General features: G+C 68.0%; 10 protein-coding genes. 5 read left to right on the top strand and 5 right to left on the bottom strand.

The window, feature by feature from the left end; genetic code table 11:
• Window positions 1-39 precede the first annotated feature (39 nt).
• The 5 genes from VE614_RS04445 to VE614_RS04425 all read left to right on the top strand — a co-directional run bounded on the left by VE614_RS04445 (window position 40) and on the right by VE614_RS04425 (window position 5654).
• A complete protein-coding gene (locus tag VE614_RS04445; RefSeq protein WP_324932287.1) occupies window positions 40-1806 on the top strand; it encodes an ABC transporter substrate-binding protein in 1767 nt (588 codons plus the stop codon).
• Between the two features lie 120 nt (window positions 1807-1926).
• Complete coding sequence (locus tag VE614_RS04440; RefSeq protein WP_324932283.1) at window positions 1927-2907, top strand: ABC transporter permease; 981 nt, start codon at window positions 1927-1929, stop codon at window positions 2905-2907.
• A gap of 52 nt (window positions 2908-2959) precedes the next feature.
• A complete protein-coding gene (locus VE614_RS04435; RefSeq protein ID WP_324932280.1) occupies window positions 2960-3997 on the top strand; it encodes an ABC transporter ATP-binding protein in 1038 nt (345 codons plus the stop codon).
• A gap of 26 nt (window positions 3998-4023) precedes the next feature.
• Window positions 4024-5109 (top strand): dipeptide ABC transporter ATP-binding protein, encoded by a 1086-nt coding sequence (locus VE614_RS04430; RefSeq protein ID WP_324932277.1) that lies wholly within the window; start codon window positions 4024-4026, stop codon window positions 5107-5109.
• A 41-nt stretch (window positions 5110-5150) separates the two neighbouring features.
• Window positions 5151-5654 carry a DinB family protein gene (locus tag VE614_RS04425; RefSeq protein ID WP_324932274.1) on the top strand — a complete coding sequence of 168 codons (504 nt, stop codon included), beginning with the start codon at window positions 5151-5153 and terminating at the stop codon, window positions 5652-5654.
• A 134-nt stretch (window positions 5655-5788) separates the two neighbouring features.
• Here the strand turns inward: VE614_RS04425 and VE614_RS04420 are convergent, their stop codons facing one another.
• The 5 genes from VE614_RS04420 to VE614_RS04400 form a co-directional block, all read right to left on the bottom strand.
• Window positions 5789-6883: a dipeptide ABC transporter ATP-binding protein gene (locus VE614_RS04420; RefSeq protein WP_324932271.1), complete on the bottom strand. Its 1095-nt coding sequence runs from the start codon at window positions 6881-6883 to the stop codon at window positions 5789-5791.
• Between the two features lie 20 nt (window positions 6884-6903).
• Complete coding sequence (locus VE614_RS04415) at window positions 6904-7965, bottom strand: ABC transporter ATP-binding protein (protein ID WP_324932269.1); 1062 nt, start codon at window positions 7963-7965, stop codon at window positions 6904-6906.
• A 10-nt stretch (window positions 7966-7975) separates the two neighbouring features.
• Complete coding sequence (locus VE614_RS04410) at window positions 7976-8956, bottom strand: ABC transporter permease (RefSeq protein WP_324932266.1); 981 nt, start codon at window positions 8954-8956, stop codon at window positions 7976-7978.
• 95 nt (window positions 8957-9051) lie between these two features.
• Entirely contained in the window at window positions 9052-10866 is a 1815-nt protein-coding gene (locus VE614_RS04405) for an ABC transporter substrate-binding protein (RefSeq protein ID WP_324932263.1), read from the bottom strand.
• Window positions 10867-10913: 47 nt separating this feature from the next.
• Entirely contained in the window at window positions 10914-11948 is a 1035-nt protein-coding gene (locus VE614_RS04400; RefSeq protein ID WP_324932260.1) for an ABC transporter permease, read from the bottom strand.
• Between the last annotated feature and the right edge of the window lie 343 nt (window positions 11949-12291).

Genomic DNA, 12291 nt, shown 5'->3' with positions numbered 1-12291 from the left:
GGCTTCCCTCACCACTCTCATTCTCGAAGGCAGGTTGCGATGTCCTTCTCGCGCAGGAACTTCCTCATAGCCACCGGTGTCGTGGCCGCGTCCAGCTCCGTGCTGTCCGCGTGCAGCGGCGGCGACACCACGAACAACGCCGGCGCCGGTGGCAAGGCGAACGCCGCCAAGGCCGACGCGACCGTGGTCAAGATCGGCACCGCCGCCGACTCCACGGGCCCGGCCCCGGAGGTCTCCGGCGCGAAGAAGGGCGGCACCGTCTACCTGCTGAACGACGACGACTTCTCGCACCTGGACCCGCAGCGCATCTACTACGCCTGGAACTCGCTCGCGGCGATCGTCCTCTCCCGCACCCTGACCGGTTACAAGGTCGCCGACGACGGCTCCATGACCCTGGTCGGCGACCTCGCCACCGACACGGGCACCATGAAGGACAACGGCAAGACCTGGACCTTCACCCTGAAGGACGGCATCAAGTGGGAGGACGGCTCCGACGTCACCGTCGATGACGTCCGCCACGGCATCGAGCGCTGCTTCGCCAACTTCGTCACCGAGGGCGCCTTCTACGTCCAGACCTGGCTGACCGGCTCCGCGGAGTACCGCAAGTCCTACCCGGGCCCGTACGGCGGCAAGCACCTGAAGTCGATCGAGACCAGCGGGAAGACGATCACCTTCCACCTCTCCGAGGCACGTCCCGACTTCAACTACGTGCTCGCGATGCACTCCTACGCGCCGACCCCGGTGAAGAAGGACACCAAGGAGAAGTACGACAAGAAGCCCTTCTCCAACGGTCCCTACCGCGTCGAGTCGCACACCACCGACAAGTCGATGGTCATGGTCCGCAACGAGCACTGGGACCCGAAGACCGACCCGATCCGCAACGCCTACCCGGACCGCTTCGAGTTCACCTTCGGCATCGAGCCGCTGAACGCGGCCGACCGTCTGCTGGCCGACTCCGGCAAGGACCAGTACGCCGTCTCCTGGCGCACCATCCCGCAGGAGCGCGTCCAGAAGGCGAAGGCCGAGGCCAAGGACCGCGTCTTCGAGACGCTCGGCAACGGCGTCAGCTGCTACTGGATCAACACCTCCCGGGTCAAGGACAAGGCCGTCCGCGAGGCCCTCATCAGGGCATGGCCGACCGCCCAGATCCGCCAGCTCCAGGGCGGCGAGTCGCGCGGTGACTACGCGACCGGCATCATGAGCCCGCTGGTCGCGGGTTACGAGTCGCAGGACGTGTGGGGCAAGCTCGCCAACCCCGCGGGCGACCCGAAGGCCGCGAAGAAGGTCCTGGAGAAGGCCGGCAAGTCCGGTTACAAGGTCGTCTACGCGTACATGCAGGACGAGGTCAACGCCAAGATCAAGGTCGTCGTCGAGAACGCCCTGAAGCAGGCCGGCTTCGAGGTCGTCACCAAGGGCATCGACTCCACCACCTGGTACGACCAGATCGGCAAGCTGGACAACCCGTACGACGTGTACTGGGGTGGCTGGTCCTCCGACTGGCCGACCGGCTACTCCGTGTTCCAGCCGCTGTTCGACAGCGCCAACGTCGTCGACCAGGGCCAGAACTACTCGCACCTGAAGGACCCGAAGATCGACGCGGCCATCAAGGCGGCCACGGCCGAGACGGACCAGGACAAGGCCAACAAGATGTGGGCGGCCCTGGACAAGCAGGTCACCGAGACCGGCGCGTTCATCCCCGACGTCTACATGCGCCGTATCTACCTGCACGGCTCCAAGCTCGGCAACGTGAAGATGGACCCGAACTTCGACGGCTGCATGCTCTACAAGCTGTACGTCAAGTCCTGATCCATCCCTGAGAGGTGGGGCGGCCCCGTGCCGCCCCGCCCTCGGCTCGTCCACCGCGGCCCCCGGTCACCCCGGCCAGGCCCGATCCGCACGACGGCCCTCCCAGGAAAGCCAACCCCCATGCTTCGCTTCCTCGCCCGCCGGCTCCTCGGCGCCGCGGTCACGCTGTTGATCATCAGCGCGGTCACGTTCATGCTCTTCTACGCGGTGCCACGCGACCCCGCCCGGCTGGCCTGCGGCAAGCTGTGCACCCCGGAGACGCTGGAGTTGATCCGCCACAACATGGGGATCACCGACTCGCTCCCGGTGCAGTACTGGCACTGGCTTTCGGGCATCTTCGTGGGCCGCGACTTCGCCTCCTTCGGGAGCTGCGACGCCCCGTGCCTGGGCTACTCCTTCGTCAACCGCGAGCCCGTCCTGGAGACCATCCTGGACCGGTTCCCGGCGACGTTCTCCCTGGCCATCGGCGCCTCGGTGGTCTTCCTGATCTTCGGTGTCGGCATGGGCATGCTGGCCGCCCTGAAGCAGGGCAAGGCAGTCGACAAGATCGCCAGCAGCGCCTCGCTGGTCGCCTCCTCCATGCAGATCTACTTCGTGGGCACGCTGGCGCTCTACGTCCTCGTCTATCAGACGCACATCCTGGAACAGCCGTCGTACACCGAGTTCACGGAGAACCCGGGCGGGTGGTTCAGCGGACTGCTGCTGCCCTGGCTGGTCCTGGCACTGATCTTCACCGCGAACTACACCCGTATGACGCGCTCCCAGATGGTGGAGCAGCTCAACGAGGACTACGTCCGCACGGCCCGGGCCAAGGGCCTCAACGGCTCGAGCGTGTTCTTCCGGTTCGCCTGGCGCGGCGCCATGGGCCCGATCGTCACCATCTTCGGCATCGACCTGGGCGTCCTGCTCGGCGGCGCGATGATCACCGAGAAGACCTTCAGCATCCAGGGCATCGGCCTGCTCGCCGTGAAGTCCGTGTCCACCAGTGACCTGCCCATGCTGCTCGGCGTCATGGTGCTCACCGCTGCCTTCGTCGTGGTCTCCAACATCGTGGTCGACGCCGTGTACGCGACGATCGACCCGCGGATCCGGCTCGCCTGACCCGCCCCGCCCCCACCTGCTACCCCGCATCACCCCCCTCTGGAGCGTCCCCGTGACGAGCACCGATCAGCAGCCCTTCCTGTCCATCAAGGACCTGAAGGTGCACTTCTCGACCGAGGACGGCATCGTCAAGGCCGTCGACGGCCTGTCCTTCGACCTCGAACGCGGCAAGACGCTGGGCATCGTGGGTGAGTCGGGGTCCGGCAAGTCGGTCACCAACCTGACCATCCTGGGCCTGCACAACCCCGACAGCACCACGGTCGAGGGCTCCATCCGCCTGGACGGCGAGGAGCTGAACGGCGCCTCGGAGAGGACCCTGGCCAAGCTGCGCGGCAACAAGATGGCCATGATCTTCCAGGACGCCCTGACGTCGCTGTCGCCGTACCACACCATCGGCCGGCAGATCGGCGAGACGTACCGCAAGCACACCGGCTGCTCCAAGCAGCAGGCGCGGGCGCGGGCGATCGAGATGCTCACCCGGGTGGGCATCCCGCAGCCCGACGTCCGGGTGGACGACTACCCGCACCAGTTCTCCGGCGGTATGCGCCAGCGCGCCATGATCGCGATGGCGCTGGTCTGCGACCCGGAGCTGCTGATCGCCGACGAGCCGACCACGGCCCTCGACGTCACCGTGCAGGCCCAGATCATGGACCTGCTCAAGGACCTCCAGCGGGAGTTCGGCACCTCGATCATCTTCATCACGCACGACCTCGGGGTCATCGCCGACATCGCGGACGACGTCCTGGTGATGTACGGCGGCCGGTGCGTGGAGCGCGGCACCAAGAAGGAGGTGCTGCGCAACCCGCGGCACCCCTACACCTGGGGTCTGCTGGGCTCCATGCCGAGCCTGGATCACCCGGTCGACGTGCCGCTGAACCCGATCCCGGGCTCGCCGCCGTCGCTGCTCAACCCGCCGTCGGGCTGCCGCTTCCACCCGCGGTGCGCCTTCGCCGACAAGGTCGAGGACGGGCGCTGCTCGTCGGAGCGTCCGCTCCTGGAGATCACCGACGGACGCGGGTCCGCCTGCCACCTGACCTCCGACCAGCGCCGCGAGTACCTCGCCGGGCTCGCCGGCAGCGCGGCCAACTGACGTACGAGAGACGGGACTTCACCACCATGAGCAGCACCACTCCCCTCCTGGACGTCTCCGGGCTGACCAAGCACTTCCCGATCAAGGGCGGCTTCCCGATCCGGCGCACCGTCGGCCATGTGCAGGCCGTCGACGGCCTCGACTTCCAGGTCAACGAGGGTGAGAGCCTGGGCCTGGTCGGCGAGTCGGGCTGCGGCAAGTCGACGACGGGCCGCCTGATCACCCGGCTGCTGGAACCGACCGCGGGCACGATCTCGTACCAGGGCAAGGACATCACCCACGCCGGCCGCAAGGAGCTGGCGCCGGTCCGCTCCGAGATCCAGATGATCTTCCAGGACCCGTATGCGTCGCTGAACCCGCGGCACACGGTCGGCAAGATCATCTCCGGCCCGATGGAGATCAACGGGATCGAACCGGAGGGGGGCCGGGAGAAACGGGTCCGCGAACTCCTGGAGATCGTCGGCCTCAACCCCGAGCACTACAACCGCTTCCCGCACGAGTTCTCCGGCGGTCAGCGCCAGCGGATCGGGGTGGCGCGGGCGCTGGCCCTGAACCCGAAGCTGATCGTGGCGGACGAGCCGGTGTCCGCGCTGGACGTGTCGATCCAGGCGCAGGTGGTCAACCTGCTCCAGCAGGTGCAGCGGGACCTGGGCATCGCGTTCGTCTTCATCGCCCACGACCTGGCCGTCGTACGACACTTCTCGCAGCGTGTGGCGGTCATGTACCTGGGGAAGATCATCGAGGTCGGCGACCGCGAGTCCATCTACACCCGGCCCCGGCACCCCTACACTCACGCCCTGCTCTCCGCGGTGCCCGAGGTGAGTGTGGCCGGCGAGTCGGCGGGCCCGCGCGAACGCATCCGCCTGGCCGGCGACGTGCCCTCCCCGATCTCCCCGCCCTCCGGCTGCCGCTTCCGCACCCGCTGCTGGAAGGCGCAGGAGAGGTGCGCGACCGAGGAGCCCCCGCTGGTCCGGCTGCCGGGCAACCACGAGGGCCATCTGTCGGCCTGCCACTTCCCCGAGGACCCGACGATCGAGGCCCGCGCGGAGGACATCGTGCTGGACCCGGCCCTGGCGGCACTGGAGGAGGGCGGCGCCGGAGGACGGCGTTAATTGGCTCGACGGGGGAGTGACGGTGCGTCATGCTCTCCCGGATGACACGCACCGACACGCCTCCCGCCTGGGACGAGCGCACCCAGCTGACCACCTTCCTCGACTACACCCGGGACACGGCCCGCGCCAAGTGCGAGGGCGTCTCGGCGGAGGGCGCCCGTACGGCGCCCCTGCCGGGCTCGCCCCTGATGACGATCTCGGGCCTGATCAACCACCTGCGGTGGGTCGAGTACTACTGGTTCCAGGTGATCTTCCTCGGCGAGGAGGACGAGGGTCCGTGGACCGAGGAGGACCCGGACCGCGAGATGCGGATCGCGGTCGACGTCCCGCTGCCGGAGCTGCTGCGCGAGTACGCCGAGCAGTCCGCCCGCTACCGGGAGCTGGTCGCCGCCCATGACCTGGACACCCGGGCCAAGGCCACCGTCCGCTCCGGCCTCACGGTCGACCTGCGCTGGATCCTGCACCACCTCATAGAGGAGACGGCCCGCCACAACGGCCACCTGGACATCCTCCGGGAGCTGATCGACGGCACGACCGGCGTCTGACGACCCGGGTACAGCGAAGGCCCGCGCCTGGGGAGGCGCGGGCCTTCTGCCCCGGGAGCGGACGTTCGCGGGCTCGGGTCAATGGGCCGGTGAAGGTCCGTTCCGTGGCGGCGGCTGACGGAAAAGGGGTGTTGTCAGGCCGCCGTCTGGGGGTCCTTGGAGAGCCGGGGTGCCGGTACGGTGCCCTCCGTCTCGGGGTAGTGGCAGGCGGTCAGGTGGCCGGGCTTGTTGCCCTCGACCTGCACCAGCGGCGGCGCCTCCGACGCGCACGTGTCGGTCGCCTTCCAGCAGCGCGTGCGGAAGCGGCAACCCGACGGCGGGTTGATCGGAGACGGCACGTCACCGGTGAGCCGAATGCGCTCACGAGCCGGGCCGTCGTCGTCGACCGTGGCTTCCGGCACGGCGGACAGCAGCGCCCGGGTGTACGGGTGCCGCGGGTTGCCGTACAGGTCCTCGCGGTCGGCGATCTCCACGATCTTACCGAGGTACATCACTGCCACGCGCTGTGAGAAATGCCGTACGACGGCCAGGTCGTGGGCGATGAAGACGAACGCGATGCCCAGGTCCCGCTGCACCTGCTGGAGCAGGTTGACCACCTGCGCCTGGATCGACACGTCCAGCGCGGAGACCGGCTCGTCCGCCACGATCAGCTTCGGGTTCAGGGCCAGCGCGCGGGCCACGCCGATGCGCTGGCGCTGACCGCCGGAGAACTCGTGCGGGAAGCGGTTGTAGTGCTCGGGGTTGAGGCCGACGATCTCCAGGAGTTCGCGGACCCGCTTCTCCCGGCCCCCCTCCGGTTCGATCCCGTTGACCTCCATCGGACCGGAGATGATCTTGCCGACCGTCTGGCGCGGGTTGAGCGAGGAGTACGGGTCCTGGAAGATCATCTGGATCTCGGAGCGGACCGACGCCAGCTCCTTGCGGCCGGCGTGGGTGATGTCCCGGCCCCGGTACGAGATCCGGCCCGCGGTCGGTTCCAGCAGCCGGGTGATCAGGCGGCCCGTCGTCGACTTGCCGCAGCCCGACTCCCCCACCAGCCCGAAGCTCTCTCCGGCCCGCACGGTCAGGTCGATGCCGTCCACCGCCTGGACCTGGCCGACGGTGCGCCGGACGGGAAAGCCGCCCTTGACCGGGAAGTGCTTGGTGAGGCCTTCCACCACGAGCAGCGGTTCCCCCTCCGGGCCGGCGGCGGCCTCGCGCGGGGCGGGGAGGACGAGGTCTTCCTTCATTGACTCCTCTTTCTCCTCTGTCAGCCCAGCCGGGGCTTGATCTCTTCGATGAAGACGGTCCGTTTCTGCTCCGCCGTCAGGTGGCAGGCGGCGGCCCGGCCCGGGGCCAGCAGCGGGCGCTCGGTGACACACCGGGCGCCGCCCACCCGGTCCTGGAAGGTGCAGCGCGGATGGAAACGGCACCCGGACGGCGGGCTGAGCAGCGACGGCGGGGTGCCGGGGATGGGGGCGAGCGGGGTGGCGACGTCCGAGTCCAGGCGGGGCATCGAATTCAGCAGGCCCCAGGTGTAGGGGTGCTGGGGCGCCCGCAGCACCTCGTCGACGGTGCCGCTTTCCACCGCGTTGCCCGCATACATCACCATGATGTCGTCGGCCATGTCGGCGATGACCCCGAGGTCGTGGGTGATGAAGATGATCGCCGAGCCGAACTCCCGCTGGAGGTCCTTGAGCAGGTCGAGAATCTGCGCCTGGACCGTCACGTCCAGAGCGGTGGTCGGCTCGTCGGCGATCAGCAGATCGGGGTCGCAGACCAGCGCCATCGCGATCATCGCCCGCTGGCGCATACCGCCGGAGAACTGATGCGGATAGTCCTTGGCACGCTGCGCCGGGTTGGGGATGCCGACCTTGCCGAGCATCTCCACCGCGCGGTCCCAGGCCTCCCGCTTGGAGGCACCGGTGTGCTTGCGGAACGGCTCGGCGATCTGCCGGCCGACCGTGTAGTAGGGGGAGAGCGCGGTGAGCGGGTCCTGGAAGATCATGGCGACCTTGTTGCCGCGCAGCTTCTCCAGCTCCGGCTCGCGGGCGGTGGTCAGCTCCTTGCCGTCGAGCAGGATCTCGCCCTCGACGGTGGTGAACATCGGGTTGTGCAGGCCGAGGACGGTCAGGTTGGTGACGGACTTGCCGGAGCCGGACTCGCCGACGATGCCCAGGGTGCGGCCGCGTTCGAGGTCGAAGGAGAGCCCGTCGACGGCGCGGACGATCCCGTCCTCGGTCTTGAAGCTGACGTGCAGGTCCCGCACCGAGAGGAACGCCTCCCCCTCGGCGGGGCGCGGCGCACCGGCTTCCTTGGTCAGAGTGCTCACGACAGTGCTCCTAGGACAGCCGGACGCGGGGGTCGATGAAGGCGTAGGCGGCGTCGACGACGATGTTGAACAGCAGGATCATCGTGGCCGCGAAGAGCATCACGCCGAGCAGCAGCGGCAGGTCGCTGAAGGAGACGGCCTCCACCGCGAGCCGCCCGAGCCCGGGCAGGCCGAAGGTGTACTCGGTGATGATGGCCCCGCCGAGCAGGGAGCCCAGGTCGATGCCGAAGATGGTGACGATCGGGATCAGCGAGCCGCGCCAGGCGTAGCGGAAGAAGACGTACCGCCGGGACATGCCCTTGGCGCGGGCGGTGCGCACATGGTCTTCCTGAAGCTGTTCGATCATCGCCGAGCGGGCCATACGCGTGTACTGCGCGGCGAAGATCGTCGACAGGATGACCCAGGGGATGATCAGCCCGCCGAACCAGGCGACGGGGTCCTCGGTGAACTCGTGGTACGTCGGTTTGTCGAACAGCTGCGTCTGGTAGACGAGGATCGCCAGCGCCAGCGGGCCGAGGAAGTAGATCTGCATCGAGCTGACGACCATCGCGGTGGCCGTGGCCGCCTTGTCGATCAGGGTGCCGCGGCGCCAGGCGGCGAGCAGGCCGGTGCCCAGGCCGAAGACCAGGAAGCAGACGGCTCCGCCGATGGTGAGGGAGATGGTGATGGGCAGCCGGTCGAGGAGGGTGCCCCAGACGGCTTCACCGGTGTGGAAGGAGTAGCCGAAGCAGGGCGCCGGGCAGGGGCCTTGCAGGTAGTCGTCGCTGCCCAGGACCAGGTTGTGCAGGAAGAGCCAGTACTGCTCGGGGATCGACTTGTCGAGGCCGAGCACATGCCGGATGTTCTCCAGGTTGGCCGGCGTGCACGACTTGCCGCAGATCAGCAGCGCCGGGTCGCGTGGTATTCCGAAGAAGATCAGGAACGCCACGATGCTGAGCAGGAAGAGGATGACGGTGGCGCCGAGGGTGCGGCGGACGAGGAAGCGCAGCATGACAGGGGCAGCTCTCAGACGTCAGCGGGCCGGGGGTGCCCGGTGCCCCGCCGCCGGGCAGCGGACGGAGGCACCGGGTACCGGTCGGGCGGGGGTTACTTGACGTACAGGCGGCGCGGGTCGACGCCGCTGATCACGTCGTCGTAGACGAGTCCGCCGATCCTGGAGCCGGCGATCTGGACCTGCTTGTAGTACGCGGTCGGGACGACGTTGACGACGTCCTTGACGATGTACTCGTTGAGCTTGCCCCACTCGGCCGCGGCCTTCGCCGGGTCGGTGATCTTGCTGATCCGGTCGATCTCGCTGTTGATCTTCGGGTCGTTGACCTGCGAGTAGTTCTGCGCCCCCTCGGCGATCGCGCGGCCGTCGTACAGCGGCGGGATCACGGTCGAGGCGGACGGCCAGTCGGCGCCCCACGCGGTGTGGAAGATGTCGTAGTTGTTGTCGAGCTGGCTGACCTGGTCGTAGAAGGTCTCGGCCGGGATCTCCTGGCGCTGCACGTCGAAGCCGGCCTTCTCCAGGCCCGCCGCCATGGCGGTGGAGTACTGCTGGCCCTCGGGGGTGTTGATGTAGCCGAAGGTCAGCTTCATGCCGACCTTGCCGGCCTCCTCCAGCAGCTTCCTGGCCTTCGCCGGGTCACCGGCGGGCTTCTTCTTCTTGCCCCACGGGTCGAGGTTCGGGGCGTAGCCGCTGACCGTCGGGCTGAGGATGCCGCCGGCGACCTCCATCGCGTCGGTGCCGCCGAAGGCGCGGACGAACGGCGTGACGGGCAGGGCGTGCGCGATGGCCTGCCGGATCTTGATGTCCTTCAGCTCCGGGTGGCTGAGGTTGATGTTCATCTGGCCGACGTACGGCTGGTAGCCGGAGACCGTGCGGTCCTTCAGCTTCGGGTCGTTCAGGACCTTGGAGAGGTTGCCCGCGTCGACCGCGTTGCTGAAGCTGACGGCGGTCTTGTCCTTGCCGCTGTCGGCGAGCATCGCCTTGGTGGACTGCTCGTACTGGTGGTTGAAAGTGATGTCGAACCGGTCGACGTACTGGTGGCGCAGCGGGTCCGTCTTCGGGTCCCAGTTCTCGTTGCGCACCAGCGTCATCGACTTGCCGGACTTGAACTCCTGGATCTTGTACGGTCCGGCCGCCACCGGGTCCCTGTCGTACTTGGTCTTGGTGTCACCCTTCTGGGAGACGATGGCGTACCCGGCCATGGCCAGGGCGTACGGCAGGTCGGGGCGGGCGGTCTTGAACCTGAAGACGATCGTCTTGTCGTCCGGGGTCTCCAGCAGGGTGTCCGGGAGGTGCTTGCCCTCGTAGGGGCCGTCCGGCAGGAGCTTGCGGTAGTCGGCGCCCGGGGTGTCGGCCAGCCACTGCTGGAGGTACGGCGGGCCCTGGTTGATGAACGGCGCGAACAGGCGCTCGACGCTGTGGCGGACGTCCTTGGCCGTGATCGGGGAGCCGTCCTCCCACTTGATGCCGTCCTTGAGCGTGAACTTCCAGGTCTTGCCGCCGTCGGTGGTGGTCCCCGGGTCGGTGGCGAGGTCACCGACGACCTCGTGCTTCCTGCCGTCGTTGCTGGTGGCCTTGTAACCGGTGAGGCCTCTGTGGATCAGCTGGGAGACCGCCATCTCGTCCTGGACGTAGATCTGCCCGGGGTCGAGGTGGGCGTAGCTGTCGCGGGCGAGTACCGAGATGGTGCCGCCGCTCTTGCCGCCGGGCACTTCGGGCGCGGGGCCCTGACTGTCCTTCGCGTCGCCGAACGGGATGGAACTCTGCTGCCGCGCGGCGTTCTCCTGCTGTTCCTTGTCGTTCTTGTCGTTCCCGGTCTTGCTGCCGCCCTCGCTGCAACCGGTGAGCACGAGAGCTCCGGCCGCGAGCACTGAGATTGCGGCGTGTATGTGGCGTCCGCCCCTACTCATCACTCAGATTCCACCCATCTGTGTTGCACCAGTTGCACACGGAATGGTCAGCGCGCTGTCTTGGGATCGAAGGCGTCCCTGACCGAGTCCCCGAGCAGGTTGAAAGCCACGATGAAGATGATCATCGAGACGCCGGGGAAGAACATGTAGGTGATGTCGTTCTGCATCACGAGTTCGGTGGACGCCTTGGAGAACATCTGTCCCCAGTCCGGCGTCGGTTCGACGATGCCCACCCCGAGGAAGGACAGACCGGCCTCGGCGGTCACGAAGTTGGGCAGCAGATACGTGGACTGGACGAGCAGCGGGGTGACCACGTTCGGCAGGATCTCCTTGCGGATGATCCGCCACGGCGGGGCCCCGCTGACCTTCGCCGCCTCGATGAACTCCCGTTCCCGCAGCGCGAGTGTGGTGCCTCTGAGGATGCGCCCGAGGCTCATCCAGCCCAGGAACCACTGCACGATGATCAGGGCCAGTACCCGCACATAGGTCGGGGTCTCGTCCCGGGGGTGGACGAAGAGGGCGACCACCACCGGCATGCTGGCGATGAAGAACAGCTGCGCCGGGAAGGCGAGCAGGAAGTCGATGATCCGGCTGATCCAGTAGTCGGTCTTTCCGCCCAGGTAGCCGGCGGTGACGCCGAGCAGGATGCCGGTCAGGACGACCGTGACCGTCACCGCGACGGAGATCATCAGCGAGGTGCGGATGCCGTAGAGGAGTTTGGTGAAGACGTCGTAGCCGTTGCCGGGTTCGAGGCCGAACCAGAATTCGGCGCTGATGCCGCCGTTGGGCTGCACCGGCACGCCCGCGCTGTCGAACAGCTCGGGCCGCTCGTCGGCGTAGACGGTGTACGGGTTCTTGCCGTACAGCTTCGCGATCACCGGTGCGAGCAGGGCGATCAGGAAGTAGAACCCGACGACGCAGGCGGCGATCACGCCGGTGCGGTCGCGCCGGAAACGCAGCCACATCAACTGGCCGGGTGAGCGGCCGACGAGCCCCGGGGCCTCGGCTTTCTTCTCCGCTCCCGGTCCGCCGTCGGTGACGGCCGCTGTTCCGCCGCCCTCAAGGTCGATAGGACTTGTCACAGTTCGCCCATTTCACAGGTGTGGGTGTGCCGAACCGCCGGCCCGCGGGGATGTGCGAGCACGGTCCGGTGCATGAAGAGGCGTCAGGGCGCCCTGAACCGAGGGGAGAACGCGCAGCCGGACGCGCGTAGTCGCGCGGCAGCGGCGGCCCCCGGGCCGGGGCTCAGTGCGGATCGGCGCAGGGCGAGGGACCGTGGACGACGGCCGACGACGGTGTGGCCCACCTCGCGCTTGTGACACCGCGCATGGGACTCCTCCTCATGACTCCACGTGTTCACCAACAGGAGGGGGCGCTCGTCTGATCCTCCGACACCCCTGACGGAGGGTCAGACACCCCCTGGTG

It is taken from the genome of Streptomyces sp., from assembly GCF_035645055.1.
In the GTDB taxonomy this organism is placed as follows: Bacteria; Actinomycetota; Actinomycetes; order Streptomycetales; family Streptomycetaceae; genus Streptomyces.
Note: the sequence above shows the minus strand (reverse complement) of the source record. Positions and strands in the feature narration are given on the sequence as shown.